We start from the raw sequence: 24,051 nt of genomic DNA on the forward strand, positions 1-24,051 counted from the left end.
AACGTCCGAGGTCTCTTCCGCCGCAGAAGCGGCCCGCGGTACCGGGCGGCCGACGATGGCCGCCGTGGTGACGACGCCGAGGCAAAAGGAATACTCCCCTCTCCGACGCAGTCTTCCAGGTCGGCGCGCGCTGCAGCAAACCGGGCGGACGCCTGGCCGCGTCCCGCACCCCGATGTAAACCGCGCGGCCTAGGATCCATGGTCGTGGCGACGCCGGAGATTCCCCCGCAGTACCTGTTGTCAGAACAGGCTCCGCCCCCGCGCACCCTCATCGACATCCTCTATGACACCGCCAACCGCTTCCCGGAGGCGGCGGCGATTGACGACGGATCGGTGCAGCTCACCTATGCCGAGCTGATCGCCGACATCGAGGAGAGCGTCGAGTGGCTGGCGGCGCGTGGGATCGGCCGCGGTGACCGGATCGGCATCCGGATGCCGTCGGGCAGCTATGCCCTGTACGTCGCCATCCTCTCGACGCTGGCGGCCGGCGCCGCCTACGTCCCGGTGGATGCCGACGACCCCGTCGAGCGGGCCGAGTTGGTCTTCGGCGAAGCCGGTGTGGTCGCCATCATCACCGAAGCGGGCCTGACCCGCGGGCCGGGCTCCTCGCGGGGCTGGCGGGCCACCGCGCCCCTGGGCCGCGACGACGCCTGGATCATCTTCACGTCCGGATCGACCGGCACCCCCAAGGGTGTCGCGGTGACCCACCGCAACGCCGCGGCGTTCGTCGACGCCGAGGCGCGAATGTTCTTGCAGAGCAACCCGATCGGCCCCGGCGATCGAGTACTGGCCGGCCTGTCTGTGGCGTTCGACGCGTCCTGCGAGGAGATGTGGCTGGCCTGGCGCTACGGCGCCTGCCTGGTGCCCGCCCCGCGCGCGCTGGTGCGCAGCGGCATGGACCTCGGGCCGTGGCTGGTGTCACGGGACATCACCGTGGTGTCCACGGTGCCGACGCTGGCTTCCCTATGGCCGGCCGAGGCCCTGGAAGCGGTGCGGCTGTTGATCTTTGGCGGCGAAGCCTGCCCACCCGAACTTGCCGAGCGACTGGCGGTCGAGGGCCGCGAGGTGTGGAACACCTACGGGCCGACCGAGGCGACGGTGGTGGCCAGCGCGGCGCAGCTGGACGGCAGTGCCGTCAGCATCGGCCGTCCGCTGCCGGGCTGGGATCTGGCCGTCGTCGACTCAGCCGGTGTACCAGTCGCTTTGGGCGAGGTCGGCGAGCTGGTGATCGGCGGCGTCGGGCTGGCTCGCTACCTGGATCCGGAGAAGGACGCCGAAAAGTACGCGGCCATGCCCACGCTGGAGTGGTCGCGCGCTTACCGCAGCGGTGACCTCGTCCGGCTGGAAGCCGACGGACTGTATTTCCAGGGCCGCGCCGACGACCAGGTCAAGGTCGGTGGCCGCCGGATCGAGCTCGGTGAGGTCGACACCGCGCTGGTCAACCTGCCCGGCGTCAGCGGTGGTGCGGCCGCGGTCCGGCGCACCGCCAGCGGCACCCCGATGCTGGTCGGCTATATCGCCAGCGCCGACCCGAATTTCGACCTCACCGCCGCCCGCGCTCACCTGACCGATCACCTGCCCGCCGCGCTCGTCCCGCGCCTGGTCCTGCTCGACGAGCTGCCCACCAGGACATCCGGCAAGGTCGACCGCAACGCGTTGCCCTGGCCGCCACCGGGCTACCAGGAGCAGGAACCGGACCTCGGCGGCACGATGGGCTGGCTGGCCGGGCTCTGGCGCGACGTGCTGGGGGCGGTGGTCGACGGGCCGGAAGCGGACTTCTTCGCCCTCGGCGGCGGTTCGCTGTCGGCCGCTCAGCTGGTGGCCGCGCTGCGCGGGCGTTTCCCGCAGCTGACCGTCGCCCAACTCTACGACCACCCCCGGCTGGGGTCGCTGGCCGAATTCCTCGACGAGCTCACCCCGCCGCCCGCGGTGACCCCGCGCGACGTCAAGCCCACCCCGGTGTCGACACAGGCCGCGCAGGTGCTGCTGTCGGTGCCGCTGGCCACCCTGACCGGTTTGCAGTGGGTGACCTGGCTGGCGCTGGTCAACAATGTGGCAGCCGCGCTGCACCCACTGCCGTGGCTGGTGACCGTCAACTGGTGGTTGGTGGCGGTGGCCTTCGTGCTGTTCATCAGCCCGATCGGCCGCATGGGCATCGCCGTGCTGGGGGCGCGGATGTTGTTGTCCGGACTGGAGCAGGGAACCTACCGACGCGGCGGATCGGAACACCTGCGCGTGTGGTTGGCCGAGCGGCTCGGCGACGCCAGTGGCGCCGAGAACCTCGCGGGCGCGCCGTGGCTGGTGTACTACGCGCGGGCGCTGGGTAACAAGGTCGGCAAAGGCGTGGATCTGCACTCGGCGCCTCCGGTGACCGGCATGCTCACGCTAGGCCACCGGGTTTCCATCGAACCGGAGGTCGACCTGACCGGGCATTGGATCGACGGCGACCTCTTCCACGTCGGCCCGATCACCGTCGGCAACGACGCCTCCATCGGGGCCCGCACGACGCTGTTCCCCGGCGCCGTCGTCGGCAAGAACGCCGACGTGGCCCCCGGCTCGGGCGTCGTCGGCAAGGTGAAGAACGGGCAGTACTGGAAGGGTTCACCGGCGGTGAAATCCGGTAAGGCGCGCCACCCGTGGCCCAAGGACCGGCCGGCACGGGCCGGCCAATGGGTGGTCATGTACGGCGTGACGTCGATGCTGCTCGGCGCGGTCCCGCTGGTATCGCTGGGGATCGGGCTCGGGGTGGTGGTGTGGCCCGCGCGGCACAGCGCGACGCTGCTGTCGGCGATCGGCGCGGCGGCCCCCTGGATCCCGGTGGCCGCGCTGGTCTCGCTCGTCGTCTATGCCGCCATCACGGTCGTGGGCGTGCGGGTCCTGGCGATCGGTCTCGGCGAGGGCTACCACCCGGTGCGCAGCCGGGTCGGCTGGCAGCTGTGGGCCACCGAACGGCTGATGGATGCCGCCCGCAACTACCTCTTCCCGCTCTACGCCAGCCTGCTCACCCCGTGGTGGTTACGGCTCCTCGGCGCGAAAGTCGGTCGCAATACCGAGATCTCGACCGCGCTGCTGACCCCCAAGTTCACCGTCGTCGAAGACGGTGCATTCCTGGCCGACGACACCATGGTCGCCTCCTACGAGCTCGGCGGCGGCTGGATCCACGTCGCCAAAGCCACCGTCGGCAAGCGGGCATTCCTCGGCAATTCCGGTATCACCCAACCCGGCCGTCGGGTACCCGACGACGGTCTGGTCGCAGTGCTTTCGGCCGCGCCACACAAGGCCAAGGCCGGGTCGTCGTGGTTGGGCAGCCCACCGATCCGGTTGCGGCGCCACGCCGACGAGGCCGACGCCGCATTGACCTACAACCCGCCGATGCGGCTCAAGATCATGCGTGCGACCGTCGAAACCTGCCGGTTGTTCCCGGTGATCGTCACCTTCGCGATCGGGGTCGCGGTACTGGCGTCGCTGCAGGCTCTGGCCGTCGAATTCGGGTACGGCTGGGCCGCACTCGGCGGCGGTATCGTGCTGCTGATAGCGGGGGCGGTGGCGGGCGGGATCGCCGTTGCCGCCAAATGGCTTGTGGTGGGCCGTATTCGGTCCGGCGAACAACCACTGTGGTCGTCGTTCGTCTGGCGCAACGAGGTGTCGGACACGTTCGTGGAGACGGTGGCGGGGCCGTGGTTCGCCCGCGCGGCCAGCGGCACCCCGGTGATGAATCTGTGGTTGCGCGCGCTGGGAGCCAAGATCGGCCGCGGCGTCTGGTGCGAAACGTACTGGCTGCCCGAGGCCGACCTGGTGACGCTGCAACGCGCCAGCACCGTCAATCGCGGCTGCGTGGTGCAGACTCACCTGTTCCATGATCGGATCATGCGGATGGACACCGTCGTGCTGGACGAGGGCGCCACGCTGGGACCGCACTGCGTGGCGTTGCCCGCCGCCAGACTCGGCGCGGGCGCCACCGTCGGCCCGGCCTCGCTGGTGATGCGCGGCGACGAGGTGCCGCCGTCGACCCGCTGGCAAGGTAACCCCATTGCGCCCTGGGTGAATTCGCGGAAGAAGACCCGAGGCGAGAAGCCCGCGCGCCAACCCGAGGGCAGCGCCGCGTGAAACGTCCAGCCAAGAAGGCCGCCAAAAAAGGCGGTCCTCCCGTCATCGACCCGTACCTGCCGACCAACGGCAACTTCGGCTACCGGGTGTCGCGCTACGAGTTGGAGCTGGAGTACAAGGTCGCGATCAACCGGCTGACCGGCACAGCCACGATCACCGCCGCGACGCTGGCCTCGTTGCAGACGTTCACCCTGGATCTGTCCGACGCGTTGGCCGTGACGAAGGTGACGGTCAACGGTCGCCGGCCATCCCATTTCGGAACCGCGCGCGGCAAGCTGCACATCACGCTGTCCGCGCCGCTGCCCGCCGGGGCGGCGATGTCGATCCAGGTGCGCTACGGCGGCTCTCCGCGGCCCATTCGAAGCCATTGGGGCGAAGTCGGTTTCGAGGAACTGTCGAATGGGGCACTGGTCGCCGGGCAGCCGAACGGCGCGGCATCGTGGTTTCCCTGCGACGACCACCCCAGCGCGAAGGCCAGCTACCGCATCCAGATCAGCACCGACAGCCCGTATCGCGCGGTGGCCAACGGCGAGCTGGTGTCGCGCCGGGTTCGCGCCGCGCACACGGTGTGGACCTATGAACAGCCCGAGCCGACGTCGACGTATCTGGTGACGTTGCAGATCGGGATGTACGGCGCCGAGAAGTTACCCAAGGCACAGGTTCCTATGCAGGCTGTGCTGCCAGATCGCTTGCGCACCAACTTCGCTCACGATTTCAGCCGTCAGCCGCAGATGATGAAGCTGTTCATCAAACTCTTCGGTCCGTACCCTCTGAGCAATGGCTACACCGTCGTGGTGACCGACGACGATCTCGAAATACCCCTTGAGGCCCAAGGAATTTCGATCTTCGGCGCCAATCACTGTGACGGCAAGCGCGGCTCTGAGCGGCTGATCGCCCACGAGCTGGCCCACCAGTGGTTCGGCAACAGTGTGACGGTGCGGCGCTGGCGCGACATCTGGCTGCACGAGGGCTTCGCCTGCTACGCCGAATGGTTGTGGTCGGAGAACTCCGGCGGACAGAGCGCCGAGCAGTGGGCCCGCCACTACCACGCCAAGCTGGCCGCATCGCCGCACAACCTGCTGCTGTCCGACCCCGGACCGCGGGACATGTTCGACGACCGGGTCTACAAGCGGGGCGCACTGACCCTGCACGTGTTGCGCAACACCATCGGCGACGACAAGTTCTTTGCGCTGCTGCGCAATTGGACCGACCGCTACAAGCACAGCACCGTGGTGACCGACGATTTCAAAGGTCTCGCCGCCAACTACGCGGAGGTGTCACTGCATCCGCTGTGGGACGCCTGGCTGGACTCGACCGGGGTACCGCGGCTGTGACCGACGCGGGCGCCTCCTTCGAGGCGCTGAGCGCCACCGGTGCCGACCAGATCGGCGGGACCGGAGCCATCACCCGCGGCAGTGTGGCCCGGGTCGGCGCGGCCACCGCGATCTCGGCGGTCTGCGGATACGCCGTGCTCTATCTCGCCGCGCGTGCCCTGAACCCGGCCGGCTTCTCGGTTTTCGGCGTGTTCTGGGGCGCGTTCGGATTGGTCAACGGTGCGGCGTACGGGCTGCTCCAGGAGGCCACCCGGGAAGTCCGGTCCGCGAACTACGTCGAGGTCGCCGACGGACCGCGCACCTACCCGATGGGTGTCGCGACAGGTGTAGGTCTGGTGGCCGCGGTCGTCATGGCGGCCACCTCACCGGTGTGGGCGCCGCATGTGTTCAGCGACTCCCTTCCCCTTTCGGTGGTGTTGCTCTGCGTGGGATTGGCCGGATTCTGTCTTCACGCAACACTTTTGGGCCTACTCGCCGGAACCGGGCGGTGGGGCGGATACGGCGTGCTGATGGTCATCGACGCCGTGATGCGGGTAGCGGTCGCCGCGGTGGCGTTCGCACTCGGATGGGGGCTCGACGGATTCCTGTGGGCCACCGTCGCCGGGGCGGTGGGCTGGCTGCTGCTGCTGGCTGCCTCGCCGAGCGCTCGCACGGCGGCAGGCCTGCGCACGCCCGGCGGTACGGCGACCTTCTTGCGCGGTGCCGGGCATTCGATCGCGGCGGCCGGCGCCAGCGCGATCCTCGTCATGGGCTTCCCGGTGCTGCTCAAGGCGACCTCCGGCGGTGACCTCGGCGCCGCGGGCGGCGTGGTGATCCTGGCGGTGACACTGACCAGAGCGCCACTGCTGGTTCCGCTCACCGCGATGCAGGGCAACCTGATCGCCCACTTCGTCGACCATCGCGGGCATCGACTCAAGGCGCTGCTCGCCCCTGCGGCCGTCGTCGTCGGCCTGGGTGCCGTCGGCGTGCTGGCCGCCGGACTGCTCGGGCCGTGGTTGATCCGGGTCGCGTTCGGCGATGAGTACGGCCCCGGCGGGGCGCTGCTGGCCTGGCTGACCGCGGGCGCGGTGGCCATCGCGCTGCTGACCGTGACCGGTGCGGCGACGGTGGCGGCAGCGCTGCACCGGGCCTATTCGATCGGCTGGGTCGGAGCCACGGTGGCGTCGGCGGTGCTCCTGAGCCTGCCGATGAACCTGACCGATCGCACCGTGGTGGCGCTGCTGTGCGGGCCGTTGGTCGGGATTGTCGTACACCTGGCCGCGCTGGCCCGCGCCGCACGCTGAACCTTTTTTCCGCAGCGTGTACCTTGTGGTGCATCGACACGCCCTATCCCGACGCCTGGGTCATCGTGCCGGCGTTCAACGAAGCGAAGGTCATCGGCGACGTCATCGCCGACCTGCGCGGAGTCTTCGACCATGTGGTGTGCGTCGACGACGGCAGCCGAGACGACACCTCCGAGATCGCGCTGCGCGCGGGCGCCCACGTGGTACGCCATCCGGTGAATCTCGGGCAGGGCGCGGCCATCCAGACCGGCGTGGAATACGCCCGTGCCCAACCCGGCGCCGCGGTATTCGTCACGTTCGACGCCGACGGCCAGCACCGCGTCAAGGACGTCGTCGTGATGATCGACCGACTGGCCAAGGGCGACGTCGATGTGGTGATCGGCACCCGGTTCGCGGGCAGCACCGTCAGCCAGACCCCGCCGCTGAAGCGGTTGATCCTGCGCACTGCGGCCATGCTGAGCCCGAGCAGTCACCGGTTGCACCTCACCGACGCGCACAACGGGCTGCGGGTGTTCAACAGGACCGTGGCCGACAACCTGAGTCTCACGATGAACGGCATGAGCCACGCGACCGAATTCATCACGCTGATCGTCGAAAACCATTGGCGGGTAGCCGAAGAGCCCGTCGAGATCCTCTACACCGAGTACTCGATGTCCAAGGGCCAGCCGCTGCTGAACGGGGTGAACATCGTCTTCGACGGGTTCCTGCGCGGAAGGATGCGCCGATGAACTGGATCCAGGTGCTGCTGATCGCCGCGGTGATGGCACTGCTGGTGTACCTGCTGCGCTCACGCACCAACGCCAAGGCCAAGGCCTGGGTCAAGGTCGGCTACGTGCTGTTCGTGATCCTCGCGGTCTACGCCATCCTGCGGCCGGACGACACCACGGTGCTGGCCAACTGGCTCGGTGTGCGACGGGGCGCCGACCTGATCACCTACTCGCTGATCATCGCGTTCGTGTTCACCACGATGAGCACGTATCTCCGCTTCAAGGAGCTCGAACTGAAGTACGCCCGGCTGGCGCGCGCGGTCGCGCTGGAGGGCGCGCGCACCCCGGAGCGCTAGACGGGCTTCGCGCGGAAGTAGTCGACGGTGCGGGCGATGCCTTCTTCGAGGCGCACCTGCGGATGCCAGCCCAGCACCATCTCCGCCTTGCGGACGTCCAGGCACGACCGCTTCAGATCGCCGAGCCGGGCGGGTGCCAATTCCGGATCGTCGGGCGCACCGACCACTTTGGCGACCACGGTGTGCAGCTCCCGGTCGCTGGTCTCCACCCCGGTGCCGACGTTGAACCGCTGCCCGCACCCGCCCTCGCCCGATGCCCGGACGAACGCGTCGACCACGTCGTCGACGAAGACATAGTCGCGGGTGTTCGACCCGTCGCCGTAGACCTTGGTGGGGCGGCCGGCCAGCATCGCGTTGGCGAAGATCGCGACCACGCCGGCCTCGCCGTGCGGATCCTGTCGCGGGCCGTAGACGTTGGCGGGCGCGATGAACGAGCAGTCCAAGCCATAGAGGTGACGGAAGGTGTTGAGGTAGATCTCCCCGGCGACCTTGCTGGCCGCATACGGCGAGGCGGGGTCGACCGGGGTGGTCTCGTTGGTCGGGTAATTCGTCGGGACGCCATAGATCGAGCCACCCGAGGAGGTGTGGACCACCTTGCGCACGCCGGACCGCCGGGCCGCCTCGGCCAGCCGCACCGTGCCGACGATGTTGACCGCGGCGTCGAATTCGGGATCCTCCACCGAACGCCGAACGTCGATCTGCGCGGCCAGGTGATGCACGACCTCGGGCTTGTGCTTCTCCAACAGTCCGTTGAGATCGGCGCTGGCGATATCGGCCTGCACGAACTCGAACCGGCCGGTGGCCTCGGCTCCGGTGAGGTTCTCGGTCCGGCCCCGGCTCAGATCGTCGAGCCCGACGACGGTGTGACCATCGGTGAGTAAGCGATCGACCAGTGTCGAGCCGATGAAGCCGGCCGCCCCCGTGACCAGTACCTGCATAGCGGTCACCCTACAGTCAGCCCGTACAGTCGAGCCGATGGCAGTTCCGACCCGTGTGGCGCGCGTGCCACCGGTCGCTGCCGCGGCCGTCCTCCTCATCGTGGTCCAGTTGGTGGTCCGCGCGGTGCTGGCCTTCGGCGGCTACTTCTACTGGGACGACCTGATCCTGGTGGGCCGGGCCGGCACCCAGACTCTGCTGTCGCCGTCGTACCTGTTCGACGACCACGACGGGCATGTGATGCCGGGCGCGTTTCTGGTGGCGGGCATCATCACCCGGCTCGCGCCGCTGGTGTGGGCCTGGCCTGCCGTCAGCTTGGTGGTCTTGCAGCTTCTGGTGTCGCTGTCGGTGCTACGCGCCCTGCACGTGATCCTCGGCTGGCGTCCGGTGCTGTTGATCCCGTTGTGCTTCGCCCTGTTCACCCCGCTGGGTGTGCCCGGATTCGCCTGGTGGGCAGCGGCTCTGAACTCGCTGCCCATGCTGGCCGCGATGGCCTGGGTGTGCGCCGACGCAATTCTGTTGGTGCGCACCGGGAATCGGCGCTATGCGGTCACCGGGGTGCTGGTGTACCTGGGTGGGCTGCTGTTCTTCGAAAAGGCCGCGGTCATCCCGGTCGTCGCGTTCGCGGTGGTCGCACTGCTGCATCACGTGCAGGGCGATGCCGCCGCGGTGCGCACGGTCTGGCGCCGCGGCCTGCGGCTGTGGGTGCCGGCGCTGACCCTGACGGCGGCCTGGGTGGCGGTGTACCTGCTCGTCGTCGACCACCGCCGGTGGAGCTTCGATCTGGCGATGACGTGGGATCTGTTGCGCCGCTCGTTCACTCACGGGATCGCGCCCGGGCTGGCCGGCGGTCCGTGGGAATGGCAGCGGTGGGCACCCGCCTCCCCGTGGGGGGTTCCGCCGGTGTCGGTGATGGTCGTGGGCTGGCTGGCACTGGCCGCCGTGCTGGCGGTGTCGCTGGTGCGCAAGCAGCGCATCGGCTTGGTGTGGCTGGTGGCGGCGGGGTACGCGGTGGCCTGCCAGATCCCGATCTACCTGCTGCGCTCGTCGAAGTTCACCGCTTTGGAATTGGCCCAGACGCTGCGGTACTTCCCCGATCTGGTGATCGTGCTGACACTGCTTGCCGCGGTGGGATTCTGCGCACCCAACCGCGCGGGGTCGGGTTGGCTGGATGCCTCGCGCGCCCGCACCGTCGTCGTCACGGCCGCGGTGATGGCCTTCGCGGCCAGCAGCCTCTACTCCACGTCGACGTTCCTGACCAGCTGGCGGGACAACCCGGCACAGCCCTACCTGCAGAACGCGATTCGCGGGCTGGCACAGGCCCGGGCGTCGTCGTCGGCCCCGCTGCTCGACCAGGAGGTCGACCCACTGGTGTTGCAACGGGTCGCCTACCCGGAGAACCTGGCCAGTCACATGTTCGCGCTGATTCGCGACCGACCCGAATTCACCAAGTACACAACACAATTGCGCGTACTAAATTCGAGCGGCCAGGTGGTCGACGCCAATGTGACCTGGACGCGCACGATCGTGGTCGGCCCGGTGCCGGGGTGCGGCTATTTCGTGCAACCCGAGGCCGCCGTGCGGATGCCACTGGACGGGCCGCTGTTGCCCGCGGACTGGACGGCCGAGATCAACTACCTGGCCAACAGCGAGGGCTCGGTGCAGATGTCGCTGAACGAGGGACCGGAAACCAAGGTGCCGGTGCATCCGGGGCTCAATCGGGTCTTCGTCAGGCTGCCCGGGGCGGGCGATGCGATCACGGTGCGGGCGACCACCGCGGCGCTGTCGCTGTGCCTGGCGTCCGGCCCGGTGGGGTATTTGGCGCCGCACTGACCGGCGCGGTGTGCCAAAGTAGTTTGCATGTCTAACTTACGTGAGGATGGTCTACGCGTTTTCCGGGAGATGCTGCCCGGCACACTGCCCGACGGCGACGTCGAATTCGGTGGGTTCGCCCCGGAGCTGATGGACATCGGCGTCGAGAGCGTTTTCGGCAAGCTGTGGACCCGCGAGGGGCTCAGCCGCCGGGATCGCAGCCTGGTGACGCTGGGCATCCTGATCGCGCTGCGGGCGACCGAGGAAATGGGTCCGCATTTCCGGATCGCCAAGCAGAACGGGTTGTCCGAGGACGAGATCGCCGAGGTCATCTATCACGCCAGCGGCTACGCCGGCTTCCCGGCGGCCGCCACGGCCCGCAATATCGCCGCCGAGGAACTCGGTAAGGCATAAGGAGAGCCGCCTGGGGGAATCGAACCGTTACTCCCACACACCGGCTTCGTGCGCGACAGCAGCCGCCCATTGCTAGGCGACGTTGCCCCGTCGAGGGCTTCCCGTGGCCATATCCTCTGCCGATGGAGCTCGGTCTGATGCGGATTTCCAGCGGGCTCGTTTATCGTCGCCCCGCAACTCGGGGAGGACGTGCCCGCTGGTCGTAGCCAATGACGCCAGATTCCGGGCTGCGTTGTAGTCACGGTCGATGCATAGACCGCACGAATCACAACAGTAGAGGCGTTCAGATAGGCGCAGTTTGGCTTTCACTGCACCACATGCCGAACATGTCTTTGAACTCGCATAGAACCGATTCGCGACTATTAGCTGTCCGCCAGTCCACTGGGTCTTGTAGGCGAGTTGCCGGCGCAACTCCCCCCACGCGGCGTCAGAGATCCGACGCGAAAGGGAGCGATTGCGAAGCATTCCGGCAACGTTCAAATCCTCGACCACCACTACACCGAAGCGCCTCGACAAGTTTGTGGTCAATTTGTGGAGCCCGTCGGCTCGGCTATTTGCGACGCTCGCATGGAGTTTTGACATCCGCTTCTGGCTACGCAGCCAGCGTTTCGAAGGGCTGGCCGCCGGATCCCTGTCGGGGCCCTGTCGTCGCGCGGCTTGCCGCTGAATTCTCGAGAGTGCTCGTTGGGCCTTTGCGAGTTGCCTCGGATTCGCGACCATGCCGTTCTCATCAGATATCCCGGGGGCGGGCGCGGACAAAACAGCTAGATGCCTCACCCCGACATCCACGCCCACGACACGGGTTTGCCTGCGCGGTAGTGCATTCGTTTGGGACACCTCTACAGAGAAGGCCACATGCCATCGTCCGCGGGTCTTGGTAATCGTCGCTGATCTGATACGAGCGGATCCCGCATCAATGCGTCGCGCCAGTTTCCGCGTGGACTCGAAAGTTCGAATCACGCCAATTCGCGGCAGCCGGACGTGTCTCCTGTCGCTGTCGGGCAATCCAATCGCACCGGTGGTGAACCGACAAGACAATCGTGATTTCTTCGACTTGAAGCGCGGAAAGCCAACAGCTCGCCCCTTCCGAGCACCCGAGTGTGAATTCGCCCAGTTACCCAGCGCCGCAGCAAGATTCGCAATTCCTGATGCGTAGGCTTCTTTGGAATTTTCTCGCCACCAAGGCGCAACGCCTTCTTTGGCTTCATTCCAGGACTTACGCAGACCGTACGCGGAACGGTCGACATAAGGTGTCAGCATCTCCTCGGTGACGCCGTAGGAGCGCTCCGCAGCGCGTTGGTCCAAGTTGGCACGGATTCTGCCTAGCGCCCAGTTGAACGCGAATCGTTGCGCTCCGCAGTGCGACTGCAGCATTCGCTGCTGTTCAATGTTGGGGTCGAGGGCGAAACGATATGCGCGAACCACCGTGCGGTGGCCGGGAGCATCGCCCCCGGATACCGGTTCAGCGTCTTCGAAGCCCACGAATTGACTAAAGCACCAGGCTCCGACAAGACGCCGTCGCCGCACAGAGCCACCTAGGAGAATCGAACTCCTGACCTATTCATTACGAGTGAATCGCTCTACCGACTGAGCTAAGGTGGCGCGGCCCGCGAGGGCCGAGCAGTGAGTCTACAGGTCCGAACGCAGTGCTTGACCCACGGTCGCGACCAGCGCATCGACGGCGAACTTGGGCTTGACGTTGGTCGCCAGTGCCTCGCGGCACTCGAGGACGGCCTCGATACAGCGCAACAACCGCTCCGGAGATGCATGTGCGGCCAGGGCGGCCACCCGCTCGGTCATATCGGGATGATTCGGCGCCACCGTCGCGGCACCGTTGGCCACGACCAGCGCATCCCGGAAGTACGTCGCCAAGTCGATCAGCGCGCGATCCAGGGCATCCCGTGAGGCCCGGGTCTGCCGGGATTTCTGCCGTCGCTCCAGGTCTTTGATCGCCCCGGCGGCCCCGCGCAACGCCCCCGCGGTGCCCTTGCCGGTACCGCCGGCACCGAGCGCGGTGCGCAACTCTTCGGCCTCCGCCTCGTCGCGGCCGACATTGAGCGCCTTCGCCTCGGCCTCCGCGGTGGCCACCAGCTCCTCGGCGGCCGCATACGCCCGCGTCGGGGTGGCCGCGTCGCGAGCCAGCCCCAGCGCTCGGGTCCGCCGGTCGCGGGCATCGGGATCGGTGGCCAGGCGCCGGGCCCGCCCGACGTGACCCCCGCTGACCGATGCCGCCCACTGGGCGTCCGCCTCGGACAGGCCGTCGTTGTCGACGAGCACCTGGGCGATTGCCGCCGTCGGCGGCGTCACCAACGCCACATGCCGGCACCGCGACCGCAGGGTGATCGCGATGTCCTCGGGGTCCACCGACGGCGCGCACAGCAGGAACACCGTCGACGGCGGCGGTTCCTCCACGACTTTCAGCAGCGCATTGGCCGCGCCCTCGGTGAGCCGGTCCGCGTCTTCGACCACCACGATCTGCCAGCGCCCGGTACTGGGCCGGCGCGAGGCGATCTGCACGATCGTGCGCATCTCGTCGACGCCGATCGACAACCCCTCGGGAACGATGCGCCGGACATCGCCGTGGGTGCCCGCCATCGTCGTCGTGCAGGACCGGCACTCCCCGCAGCCAGGTGTGCCCTCGGCCGTGCACTGCAAGGCCGCCGCGAAGCACTGCGCGGCCACCGAACGCCCTGATCCGGGTGGGCCGGTGATCAGCCAGGCATGTGTCATGGTCCCGGTGGCGAGCGCATCGTGAGCGGAATCACCCCGGGCCGCGCGTGCGGCGCCGACGAGCTCCTCTTCCACGGCGCTTTGGCCCACCAACCGCCTGAAAACTCCGGACATCGCCTCAAACACTAGTGCTCAGCAACGACACATCCGCTGTCCACCGGGTTCTGAAGGGACTGATCGGTCGCTCTGTACCGATACGGTGGGCTGGTGACCACCGCGCAGCTCAGCACGGGGCGAATCAGTGGATTCGTCCGGTGGGTGGCGCGCACCCCGTGGCCGGTGTTCACCCTGGGCATGCTGCAGGCCGACATCATCGGTGCGCTGCTGGTGCTGGGCTTCCTGCGGTTCGGTCTGCCGCCGTCGGACCGGGTCATGTTGCAGGACCTGCCGACGCTGAACCTGGTCATCTTCCTGAGCTATCTGTTCATCTCATTCACCCTGGGCGCCTTCGTCAGCCTCCGGCTGCTCATCCCGGTGTTCCGCTGGCAACGGCGTGACGCACTGCTGGCCGAGGACGACCCGGCCATCACCGAAGCGGCCCGGCTGCGGGCACTGCGGATGCCGATCTACCGCTCGGTGATCAGCATGACGAACTGGCTGGTCGGTGCGGTGGTGTTCATCGCGGCCAGCTGGCCGGTGGCCAGCCATGCCGCACCCGTGCTGGCGGTGTCCACGCTTCTCGGCGCCGCGGCCACCTCGATCATCGGCTACCTGCAGTCCGAGCGCGTGCTGCGCCCGGTGGCGGTCGCCGCGCTGCGCGGCGGGGTGCCGGAGAAGTTCCATCGCCCCGGCGTGATCCAGCGGCTGGTGCTGACGTGGATCCTGTCCACGGGGGTGCCGCTGCTGGCCATCATCCTGTCGATCGTGGCCAGCAAGTTCTCGCTGCTGGCAGCCTCGGCCGACGCGCTGTTCACGCCGATCCTGCTGATGGCCGTGGCCGCGCTGGTGATCGGCATGGCAGGCAACGTGCTGGCCGCCATGTCGATTGCCGACCCGCTGCGCCAGCTGCGCTGGGCGCTCGGGGAGGTTCAGCGCGGCAACTACAACGCCCACATGCAGATCTACGACGCCAGCGAGCTGGGCCTGCTGCAGGCCGGCTTCAACGACATGGTTCGGGATCTGAGCGAACGGCAGCGGCTGCGCGACCTGTTCGGCCGGTACGTCGGCGAGGACGTTGCGCGGCGCGCACTGGAACGGGGCACCGAGCTCGGCGGCCAGGAACGCGATGTCGCGGTGCTGTTCGTCGACCTGGTCGGCTCGACCCAGCTGGCGGCCACGCGCCCGCCCGGCGAGGTCGTGAGCATGCTCAACGAGTTCTTCCGGGTGGTCGTCGAGACCGTCAAGAAGCACGGCGGCTTCGTCAACAAATTCCAGGGCGATGCGGCACTGTGCATCTTCGGCGCCCCGATCGAGCATCCCGACGCATCCGGTGCAGCACTGGCGGCGTCCCGCGAGCTGCACGACGAGCTGGTCAGTGTGCTGGGTCAGACCGACTTCGGCATCGGGGTCTCGGCGGGCCGGGCGATCGCCGGGCACATCGGTGCGCAGGCCCGCTTCGAGTACACCGTGATCGGTGACCCGGTCAACGAGGCCGCCCGGCTGACCGAGCTGGCCAAGATCGAGGGCGGCCACGTGCTGGCCTCGGCGATCGCGGTCAGCGGCGCCCTGGACGCAGAAGCGTTGTGCTGGAACGTCGGTGAGATCGTCGAGCTGCGCGGACGACGCGCGCCGACTCAGTTGGCCCGTCCGGTGAATCTGGTGCTGCCCAGCGAAGCCAGCGAGAGCGTCTCGGGCTAGACCCCGGTCACGCCTTCTTGGCCGGGGCCTTCTTGGCCGCCTTCTTCGCGGCCTTCTTGGCGGGGGCCTTCTTCTTCACCGGGCCACGAGCCCGGCGGTCGGCAAGCAGCTCCGAAGCCCGCTCGTCGGTGATGCTCAAGACGTCGTCACCCTTGCGCAGGCTGGCATTGGTCTCACCGTCGGTGACGTACGGACCGAATCGCCCGTCCTTGATCACCATCGGATTACCCGAAGCCTGATCGACACCCAGCTCGCGCAGTGGCGGTGCCGCAGCGCCTTGGCGCCCACGGCGTTTGGGCTCGGCGTAGATCTTCAGCGCCTCTTCGAGGGTGATGTCGAAGATCTGGTCCTCGGTGGCCAGTGAGCGAGAGTCGGTGCCGCGCTTGAGGTATGGCCCGTAGCGACCGTTCTGCGCAGTGATCTCCTCGCCATTGGCGGGATCGACACCAACCACCCGCGGCAGCGAGATCAGCTTGAGCGCGTCCTCGAGGGTCACCGTCTGCAGATCCATCGACCGCAGCAGTGAACCGGTACGCGGCTTGGGGCCGGTCGGCTTCTTGCCCTTCTTCGCGGTTACACCGGGATCGTCGTCCGGCGGCGGGGGCAGCACCTCGGTGACGTACGGCCCGTATCTGCCGTCCTTGGCCACGATTTCGTGACCGGTCTCCGGGTCAACGCCGAGCGTGCGGCCCTCTTGTGGTGTGGCAAAAAGGTTTTCGGCGAGTTCGAGGGTCAGCTCATCGGGAGTGATCTCGTCGTTCAGGTTGGCCCGCTGCGGTTTGAGTTCGCCGTCGGCACTGTCCGGATCGACGATCATCCGCTCCAGATACGGACCGTTCTTGCCGACGCGCACCACGATCGCGCGGCCCTCTTCGTCATCAAAAAGCTTGATGGAGTTGACTTCTCGAGCATCGATGCCCTCGAGATTGACGCCAACCAGTTTCTTAAGGCCGCCGGCGCGGGCAATCGAGTCCGCAACCCCGTGCTCGCCGCCGAAGTAGAAGTTCGTCAGCCAGTTGGTGCGTGCCTCCTGGCCGGTGGCGATCTCGTCGAGCTCGTCTTCCATGGCGGCGGTGAAGTCGTAGTCGACCAGCCGGCCGAAGTGCTGCTCGAGCAATCCGGTCACCGCGAACGCCACCCACGAGGGCACCAGCGCGCTGCCCTTCTTGTGCACATAGCCGCGGTCCTGGATCGTCTTGATGATCGAGGAATACGTTGAGGGACGGCCGATTCCGAGCTCCTCGAGCGCTTTGATCAGCGAGGCTTCGGTGTAGCGGGCCGGCGGGTTGGTGGTGTGCCCGTCGGCGGTCAGCCGGGTGGCGTCCACGCGCTGGCCCTGCCGAAGGTTCGGCAGTCGGCTCTCGGCGTCGTCGGCCTCACCACCGGCCTGTTCGTCGACGGTCTCGACGTAGGCCTTGAGGAAGCCGGGGAACGTGATGGTGCGCCCACTCGCGGCGAACGTCACCTCGCGGCCGTCGGTGGAGGTGCCGTTGATGCGCAGGCTCAGCGTGGTGCCGCGAGCGTCGGCCATCTGGGAGGCCACGGTGCGCTGCCAGATCAGCTCGTAGAGCCGGAACTCGTCGGTGTCGAGCTCGCGGTGCAGCGCGCCCGGGGTGGCGAAGACGTCGCCGGCGGGCCGGATGGCCTCGTGCGCCTCCTGGGCGTTCTTCACCTTGCGGGTGTACTGCCGTGGCGAGGGATGGACGTACTCCTCGCCGTAGAGCTGACGAGCCTGGTTGCGCGCGGCATTGATGGCCGACTCCGACAGCGTCGTCGAGTCGGTACGCATATAGGTGATGTAGCCGTTCTCGTAGAGCCGCTGCGCGATGCTCATCGTGCGCTCGGCGGAGAACCGCAACTTGCGGCCGGCCTCCTGCTGCAACGTCGAGGTCATGAACGGCGGATACGGCTTGCGGGTGTAGGGCTTCTCTTCCACCGAGCCGACGGTCAGGCTTGCCGCCTGCAAACCGGTGGCCAGCGAGCCCGCAGCGGCCTCGTCGAGCACCACGACCTCGTCGGGCTTGCGGACCACTCCCAGGGAATCGAAGTCCCGGCCGGTGGCCACCCGCTTGCTGTCGACGTTGACCAGCCGGGCGGTGAACCGCGGCGGGGCGGCGTTGGGGTCTGAGACGCTCGCGTCCAGCTCGGCGATCACGTCCCAGTAGGAGGCGCTACGGAACGCCATCCGGTCGCGCTCGCGCTGGACGATGATCCGGGTGGCCACGGACTGCACCCGGCCGGCCGACAGTTTGGGCGCGACCTTCTTCCACAGCACGGGGCTGACTTCATAGCCGTAGAGCCGGTCGAGGATGCGCCGGGTCTCCTGCGCGTCGACCAGATCGTTGTCCAGGTCGCGGGGATTGTCGGCGGCCGCGCGGATCGCGGGCTCGGTGATCTCGTGGAACACCATCCGCTTGACCGGCACGCGAGGCTTGAGCGTCTCCAGGAGGTGCCAGGCGATGGCTTCACCCTCCCGGTCACCGTCCGTGGCCAGATAGAGCTCGTCGACGTCCTTCAGCAGGCCCTTGAGCTCGGTGACGGTGCTCTTCTTATCCGGACTGATGATGTAGAGCGGCTCGAAGTTGTCCTCGACGTTGACGCCGAGGCGGGCCCAGGGCTCGGATTTGTACTTGGCCGGCACGTCGGCGGCGTTGCGGGGCAGGTCACGGATGTGGCCGCGGGACGATTCCACGATGTAGTTGGCGCCCAGGTAACCGGCGATCTTGCGCGCTTTGGTGGGCGACTCGACGATGACGAGCCGCCGGACGCTGCCGTTACCGCCGCTTGAGCGGCCTCCGTCGTCAGCCAACTGCGCTTACGCTCCACTTCTGTCTTGCCCACAGGTACCCCCGACCCGCGGGCAACTGACAATTTCGCACTCCGAACCGGTCAACGCAAACCGACCCTCGCAGGGGAATCTCTCAGATTCTTGGCCACGCTGACAACGCCTCTATCAGATCAGGCGGTTCCCCCACCGTTTCTACCAGGCGTGATAGCCGTCGGCGACCACTTATTCTCAGGGCCGGACGGGCCCCTCGGGTGCCGATCAGGGTCGGTGCGATACCCACCCGCATCAACGCCGACGCCAGCGGCGAATGCGTATCGGGGGCGTGCGGGTCCAAACCGAGCAGATATCGGTCGGCTTCGGGGACGCCGGCGGCCAGCGTCCAGGCCCGGAGTTCACGGGCCCCGGGCAGCCACTGGGGCGGCACGGTCTTGACCGCTCCCCTGGTCCAGTCGGTGGCGATCCCCACCAGCCGGACGTCGACGGCCGTGCGCACCAGCGGGTTGTCCTCGTCGGTGCGGGTGATCTCGGCTTCCAGCCCCGCCTCGGTGATCATCTCGGCCAGCGCCTGCGCGCGCCACTGCTCGTCGACCACAACGGACAACCGGGCTCCGCCGCCGACCATCACCACCTGTCCGGCCGCCGCGAGCAACCCGGTGAGGTCGGCGACCGCAGGGGGCACCGACTCAGCCGAGAAGAACGACAGCTGGCTCACGATTCGACAGTAAGGCAGTCAGCGGGTAGCGGCCGTCCGGCTCTCGACGGGCGTGGCGAGTTCCCCAGAAGGAAGCCTCCCGTGGGCCCACCACAAACGAAAGCACCCCCGATGCCCGTCACCGGGACGCTCGGGGGTGTTTCCTGATGTCGTTGTTGATCAGACTGCGCGCACGCCTGTGGCCTGCGGTCCCTTGGGGCTCTGACCGACCTCGAACTCGACCCGTTGGTTCTCCTCAAGGGTGCGGAAGCCCGACCCCTGAATTTCCGTGTAGTGGACGAACACGTCGGCAGAGCCGTCCTCGGGTGCAATGAACCCGAAACCCTTCTCGGCGTTGAACCACTTCACAGTTCCCTGTGGCATCTTTCGTACTTTCCTTCTCTTCCAACCGGGAGCGGTCGACCGAGTTTTCGGCAAACCGGGCCCGTTCCGACCGCCATCCTTCGTGGAGTCGTCGGAACTCACCCGACCTACAGACCCTCGCAGGAACCGCGATCGCAACGTCGATCCTGCGAGTGTTTGGAACACGAACACAGAAGCTGCGACCGCCCTTATCCAATCATGTCCGAGGCTCCTGCGACAGTCTCGGTGCTACTAACTGATGAACAATTCGATACGGGGCTGTAGATATTTTTTCGAAAGGGTTGATTTCAAATGGTGAGTTTCGGCAGCGAGCTGCTTAACGCGGCCGTCGCCGGCGCCGAATCCTCGCCGGACGCACTGCGTCACGTGGCCGAGCTGCCCGCCCGCCAAGCCCTCGGCGCGGACTGGCCTGCCTGGGCTGATCCAGATGTCCTCCGCGCGTTCCATGATCACGGAATCGAGCGTCCCTGGTCGCATCAGGTGCGCGCCGCCGAGCTCGCCCACTCCGGACATCATGTCGTGATTAGCACCGGTACGGCATCGGGTAAGTCGGTGGCGTTTCAATTGCCGATCATGGATGTGCTGGCGCGTGATCCGCGTGCCAGGGCACTTTATTTGTCCCCGACGAAAGCGCTCGGTCACGACCAATTACGTACCGCCCATTCATTGACCACAGCGGTGCCCGCGCTGGCCGATGTCGCACCCACGTCCTATGACGGTGACACCTCAACCGAGATACGCAGATTCGCCCGCGAACGCTCGCGCTGGTTGTTCTCCAACCCGGACATGATCCACCTGTCGCTGCTGCGCAACCACGCCCGCTGGGCGGTGTTCCTGCGCGGCTTGCGCTACATCGTGGTCGACGAATGCCATTACTACCGCGGGATTTTCGGCTCGAACGTGGCGATGGTGTTGCGCAGGCTGCTGCGGCTGTGCGAGCGCTATGCACCAGCTTCGGCGCCTGGTCCCACGGTGATCTTCGCCAGCGCGACCACCGCCGCACCGGGGGAAACGGCCGCGGAATTGATCGGGCAGACGGTGGCTGCGGTGACCGAGGACGGGTCCCCGCACGGCGCCAGGACGGTGGCATTGTGGGAGCCCGAATTACGCACCGACCTGCTCGGCGAAAACGGCGCGCCGGTGCGACATTCGGCGGGTTCGGAAGCCGCGAGGATGATGGCCGATTTGGTTGCTGAAGGTGCACGGACGTTGACGTTTGTGCGGTCCCGGCGCGGTGCGGAGCTGACGGCGCTGGGCGCGCGGGCACGCCTCGAGGACATCGCGCCGCAGCTGCAGGACACCGTGGCGTCCTACCGGGCGGGCTACCTTGCCGAGGACCGGCGCGAGCTGGAACGGGCGCTGTCCGACGGCGATCTGCGCGGGCTGGCGACGACGAACGCGCTCGAGCTGGGTATCGACATCGCCGGGTTGGACGCGGTACTGCTGGCGGGCTTCCCGGGCACTGTCGCCTCGTTCTGGCAGCAGGCCGGCCGGTCGGGGCGGCGCGGCCAGAGCGCGCTGGTGGTCCTGATCGCCCGCGACGACCCGTTGGACACCTACCTGGTGCACCATCCGGAGGCGCTGCTGGACAAGCCGGTCGAGCGGGTCGTCATCGATCCGGCAAACCCCTATGTGCTGGGCCCCCAACTGCTCTGCGCCGCGACCGAACTGCCGCTGGACGAGGCAGAGGTGCGTCGCTGGGAGGCGGAGCCGGTGGCCGCCGAGCTCGTCGACGACGGGTTGCTGCGCAGGCGCGGGGGCAAATATTTCCCCGCCGCCGGACTGGATCCGCATCCCGCCGTGGACATCCGGGGTTCGGCCGGGGGCCACATCGCGATCGTGGAGGCCGGCACCGGCCGGATGCTGGGCAGCACGGGCGCGGGTCAGGCGCCGGCGGCGGTTCATCCCGGTGCGGTGTATCTGCACCAGGGCGAGAGTTATGTGGTCGACTCGCTGAGCTTCGAAGACGGTGTGGCATTCGTGCACGCCGAGGATCCCGGGTACACCACGTTCGCGCGGGAGATCACCGATATCGCGATCACCGGAACCGGTGAGCGCCTCCACTACGGCGCGGTGACGATGGGCCTGGTGCCGGTTTCGGTGACCCACCGGGTGATCGGGTACCTGCGCCGCCGGTTGTCCGGGGAGGTCATCGATTTCATCGAGCTCGACATGCCCGAGCATTGCCTGCCCACCACTGCAGTGATGTATACGATCACCCCGGAAGCACTGGTGGACAATGGAATTGAGCTCCTTCGGGTACCGGGGGCGCTCCACGCGGCCGAGCACGCCGCGATCGGCCTGTTGCCGCTGGTGGCCAGCTGCGATCGCGGGGACATCGGTGGCCTGTCGACCGCGATCGGTGCCGACGGGTTGCCCACGGTGTTCGTCTACGACGGACATCCCGGTGGGGCGGGTTTCGCCGAGCGCGGTTATCGATTGGCCAGCACCTGGCTGGGAGCGACCGCGGCGGCGATCGAAGCGTGTGAATGCCCGCAGGGCTGCCCGTCATGCGTGCAGTCACCGAAGTGCGGCAACGGGAATGACCCGCTGGACAAGGCTGGCGCGGTGCGAGTCCTCAAACTCGTCCTGGCGCAACTGGCCGGCGGCGATGCCTGATCGTCGTGCCGACCGGACCCCTCGAACGGTCGACTCCCACGCTGCGGGCACGCCACGCGTACTGGCGAAGCGCCCCGCACTGCTGGAGGCGTAGCGAAAATACCGAACGGTAACTGCGAGCGCAAGGAAATCGGCCGCACGGCGATTTGCTGGACCAAATTGTCGGTTTTCACCTGCGGCTTCCCCTGGTGTGCATGCCGAGGTGGGTGCCAGGTGGCGTCGTTAAACTGCGTCCATGACCCACGATTGGCTGCTCGTGGAGACACTGGGCACCGAACCCGTGGTGGTGGCACAGGGCCGGCAGATGAAGAACCTGGTGCCGCTGGCGATCTACTTGCGACGCAGCCCCTACCTCGCGGCGATCCAAACCGCCATAGCCGAGACCGTGGCGACCGGGAACAGCCTGGCGAGCATCACCCCGAAGAGCGACCGGGTGATCCGCACCGAGCCCGTCCAGATGTCTGACGGGCGGATGCACGGCGTGCACATGTGGATCGGGCCCGCCGACGCCGAACCGCCGGACCGGCCGATACCCGGCGCATTGAAGTGGGACATCACGCTGGGGATCGCCACCGACACCATCGAGTCGCTGCTCAACGCGGGTATCGACTCGACCAAGGGCCGACCCTTCACCGAGGACCTGCCCGCACGCGAGTTCAGCCACGACGAGACCGAGGTGCTGGCACTGGCGACAGACGAGGCGCCAGGCCGAACGTATTGCACCACATGGACTTTCACGGACAAGCGCGGGAAGACCATCCGGGCCGGCTTCGCCGCACGAACCGCGGTCGAGCTCGTCGAGGACAACACCGAGCATGTGATCGCCCGCGCGATGAATCTGCGCTGCGACCTGGACGATGACGGTCTGCCGCCCGATGATCTGGCCCAGCGGATCCTCGATGGCCTGTCGCAGACGGGCGTACACCGCGCGATCGTGGACCTGACTACGTGGAAGCTGGTGAAGTGGCTCGACGAGCCGTGCCCGCATTACGACTGGCGCCACAGCGTGCAGTTCCATCCCGACGACCACGACAAACTGATCCCGATGGCCGAGGAGTTCGAGGCAGGCAGCACCAGCCGGGTGGTGCGGCTGCCCGGGGTCGGCAGCGGGTGGGTGCCGATGCACGTCACCGTCAACCGCATGGAGGTCGACGGTGGCAACTTCGCCGGGCTGATCACCTTGCGACTGCCCACCGACGCGGAGCTGGCCGAGGCCGGACTGAGCGACTAGCCGACGGGCCCGGCGCGGGCCGCCGCGTGCGCCCGGCCGCCCAACAGCCTGCCCGTCGCGACATCGACCGCGACCACGACGTCCAGCTCGTCGACATCGCATCCGCTCATCGCCGCGCCCATCGCGCGGCTCACCGCGGCGGCGTGCCGGCACGCGCTGTCGGCACCACTTGGCAGCCACATGGCCGCGGCCAGCGCGGCCATGTCCGCGCCGGCCTGCGCCCGGTGCCGTGCCACCACGGCGCTGCCGACCTGGACGCCGCCCAGGGTGATCGCCACCAGGGCGGCGATCAGGATCGCGGCCAATACCGTGGCGCCGCCGGTGTCGTCACGAACCGGGCTCCGCCGCGGCGACGGCGTCGGCTCTGATGACGACTCCCGGGAGCAGCCGGGAGCGCCCGCTGACGGTCGCCACCACAAAGCCGCCGTCACGACGCAGTTGCAGGCTCGCACCCGACGGGCCGACCCCGCGCGCCGCCGAAACCGCACCCGCCTGATCGCCCCGAGCGGCCAGCCGCGCCGCCTCCCTGGCCGCGTCGATGCAGCGCACCTGCATAGCCACCGCGGTGAGACCGGCGGCACAGAGCACGAGCACCAAAACCAGCGCGGCGATAGCAATTGCGGCCTCGACCGTCGCGAAACCGCCTTCACCGGTTAGGTTTTCGTATTGAGCGCGCGGTTGATGATGTTGGTCAGCGCGCCGACGATCGAGTCGCCGGTTACCACGCTGTACAGGATCGCCCCGAACGCTGCGGCGGCAATGGTCCCGATAGCGTATTCGACCGTCGACATCCCGGCATCGTCGACCGCCGCCAGCGCCATCCGCACCTTCAGCTGACGAATCATGTTGTTGAACAACATTT

General features: G+C 67.7%; 19 protein-coding genes and 1 tRNA gene. 10 read left to right on the forward strand and 10 right to left on the reverse strand.

The window, feature by feature from the left end; all coding sequences use genetic code 11:
• Positions 1-198: 198 nt before the first annotated feature.
• From EV580_RS12920 to EV580_RS12940, 5 genes are read left to right on the forward strand one after another with little or no spacing between them, the layout of a single operon-like run.
• Positions 199-4,107 (forward strand): Pls/PosA family non-ribosomal peptide synthetase, encoded by a 3,909-nt coding sequence (locus EV580_RS12920; protein WP_133691570.1) that lies wholly within the window; start codon positions 199-201, stop codon positions 4,105-4,107.
• Positions 4,104-5,441: a M1 family metallopeptidase gene (locus EV580_RS12925; protein ID WP_133691571.1), complete on the forward strand. Its 1,338-nt coding sequence runs from the start codon at positions 4,104-4,106 to the stop codon at positions 5,439-5,441. The genes EV580_RS12920 and EV580_RS12925 overlap by 4 nt, the downstream gene beginning before the upstream one ends.
• Positions 5,442-5,467: 26 nt before the next feature.
• The gene (locus tag EV580_RS12930) at positions 5,468-6,724 is read left to right on the forward strand and encodes an MATE family efflux transporter (RefSeq protein WP_133692216.1); all 1,257 of its coding nucleotides are present in this window, start codon (positions 5,468-5,470) and stop codon (positions 6,722-6,724) included.
• 32 nt (positions 6,725-6,756) lie between these two features.
• A complete protein-coding gene (gene ppgS / locus EV580_RS12935) occupies positions 6,757-7,452 on the forward strand; it encodes a polyprenyl-phospho-N-acetylgalactosaminyl synthase PpgS (protein ID WP_370581573.1) in 696 nt (231 codons plus the stop codon).
• On the forward strand, positions 7,449-7,787 hold the full coding sequence (locus EV580_RS12940) for a DUF2304 domain-containing protein (RefSeq protein ID WP_133691573.1): 339 nt from the start codon (positions 7,449-7,451) through the stop codon (positions 7,785-7,787). The genes ppgS and EV580_RS12940 overlap by 4 nt, the downstream gene beginning before the upstream one ends.
• Here EV580_RS12940 and EV580_RS12945 read toward each other — a convergent pair.
• A complete protein-coding gene (locus EV580_RS12945) occupies positions 7,784-8,725 on the reverse strand; it encodes an NAD-dependent epimerase/dehydratase family protein (protein WP_133691574.1) in 942 nt (313 codons plus the stop codon). The genes EV580_RS12940 and EV580_RS12945 overlap by 4 nt on opposite strands.
• Before the next feature lie 37 nt (positions 8,726-8,762).
• Here EV580_RS12945 and EV580_RS12950 point away from each other — a divergent pair, with 37 nt between their 5' ends.
• Both EV580_RS12950 and EV580_RS12955 read left to right on the forward strand, forming a co-directional pair.
• The gene (locus EV580_RS12950) at positions 8,763-10,556 is read left to right on the forward strand and encodes a hypothetical protein (protein WP_133691575.1); all 1,794 of its coding nucleotides are present in this window, start codon (positions 8,763-8,765) and stop codon (positions 10,554-10,556) included.
• Between the two features lie 27 nt (positions 10,557-10,583).
• Positions 10,584-10,949: a carboxymuconolactone decarboxylase family protein gene (locus EV580_RS12955; RefSeq protein ID WP_133691576.1), complete on the forward strand. Its 366-nt coding sequence runs from the start codon at positions 10,584-10,586 to the stop codon at positions 10,947-10,949.
• Positions 10,950-11,021: 72 nt separating this feature from the next.
• Here the strand turns inward: EV580_RS12955 and tnpB are convergent, their stop codons facing one another.
• From tnpB to EV580_RS12970, 3 genes are all read right to left on the reverse strand, one after another.
• A complete protein-coding gene (tnpB, locus tag EV580_RS12960) occupies positions 11,022-12,323 on the reverse strand; it encodes an IS607 family element RNA-guided endonuclease TnpB (protein ID WP_255496864.1) in 1,302 nt (433 codons plus the stop codon).
• 155 nt (positions 12,324-12,478) lie between these two features.
• Positions 12,479-12,551: transfer RNA gene (locus EV580_RS12965), tRNA-Thr, on the reverse strand.
• A gap of 27 nt (positions 12,552-12,578) precedes the next feature.
• Entirely contained in the window at positions 12,579-13,793 is a 1,215-nt protein-coding gene (locus tag EV580_RS12970) for a DNA polymerase III subunit delta' (protein ID WP_133691578.1), read from the reverse strand.
• A 72-nt stretch (positions 13,794-13,865) separates the two neighbouring features.
• Here EV580_RS12970 and EV580_RS12975 point away from each other — a divergent pair, with 72 nt between their 5' ends.
• The gene (locus EV580_RS12975) at positions 13,866-15,476 is read left to right on the forward strand and encodes an adenylate/guanylate cyclase domain-containing protein (protein ID WP_208114623.1); all 1,611 of its coding nucleotides are present in this window, start codon (positions 13,866-13,868) and stop codon (positions 15,474-15,476) included.
• A gap of 7 nt (positions 15,477-15,483) precedes the next feature.
• Here the strand turns inward: EV580_RS12975 and topA are convergent, their stop codons facing one another.
• The 3 genes from topA to EV580_RS12990 form a co-directional block, all read right to left on the reverse strand.
• The gene (gene topA, locus EV580_RS12980; protein WP_133691580.1) at positions 15,484-18,285 is read right to left on the reverse strand and encodes a type I DNA topoisomerase; all 2,802 of its coding nucleotides are present in this window, start codon (positions 18,283-18,285) and stop codon (positions 15,484-15,486) included.
• Positions 18,286-18,397: 112 nt separating this feature from the next.
• Positions 18,398-18,976: a hypothetical protein gene (locus EV580_RS12985; RefSeq protein ID WP_133691581.1), complete on the reverse strand. Its 579-nt coding sequence runs from the start codon at positions 18,974-18,976 to the stop codon at positions 18,398-18,400.
• A 159-nt stretch (positions 18,977-19,135) separates the two neighbouring features.
• The gene (locus tag EV580_RS12990; protein WP_005138711.1) at positions 19,136-19,339 is read right to left on the reverse strand and encodes a cold-shock protein; all 204 of its coding nucleotides are present in this window, start codon (positions 19,337-19,339) and stop codon (positions 19,136-19,138) included.
• A gap of 291 nt (positions 19,340-19,630) precedes the next feature.
• Here EV580_RS12990 and EV580_RS12995 point away from each other — a divergent pair, with 291 nt between their 5' ends.
• Positions 19,631-21,958, forward strand: coding sequence for a DEAD/DEAH box helicase (locus tag EV580_RS12995; protein ID WP_133691582.1), 2,328 nt, complete (start codon positions 19,631-19,633; stop codon positions 21,956-21,958).
• A gap of 235 nt (positions 21,959-22,193) precedes the next feature.
• Positions 22,194-23,189, forward strand: a complete 996-nt coding sequence (locus EV580_RS13000) for a PAS domain-containing protein (RefSeq protein ID WP_133691583.1) — start codon at positions 22,194-22,196, stop codon at positions 23,187-23,189.
• Here EV580_RS13000 and EV580_RS13005 read toward each other — a convergent pair.
• From EV580_RS13005 to EV580_RS13015, 3 genes are read right to left on the reverse strand one after another with little or no spacing between them, the layout of a single operon-like run.
• Entirely contained in the window at positions 23,186-23,494 is a 309-nt protein-coding gene (locus EV580_RS13005; protein ID WP_133692217.1) for an Rv3654c family TadE-like protein, read from the reverse strand. The two genes, EV580_RS13000 and EV580_RS13005, sit on opposite strands and share 4 nt — an antisense overlap.
• 22 nt (positions 23,495-23,516) lie before the next feature.
• On the reverse strand, positions 23,517-23,807 hold the full coding sequence (locus tag EV580_RS13010) for a TadE family type IV pilus minor pilin (protein WP_133692218.1): 291 nt from the start codon (positions 23,805-23,807) through the stop codon (positions 23,517-23,519).
• Positions 23,808-23,842: 35 nt separating this feature from the next.
• Positions 23,843-24,049: a DUF4244 domain-containing protein gene (locus EV580_RS13015; protein WP_133691584.1), complete on the reverse strand. Its 207-nt coding sequence runs from the start codon at positions 24,047-24,049 to the stop codon at positions 23,843-23,845.
• Positions 24,050-24,051: the final 2 nt, after the last annotated feature.

The sequence above is a fragment of the Mycobacterium sp. BK086 genome, from assembly GCA_004362315.1.
GTDB lineage: Bacteria > Actinomycetota > Actinomycetes > Mycobacteriales > Mycobacteriaceae > Mycobacterium.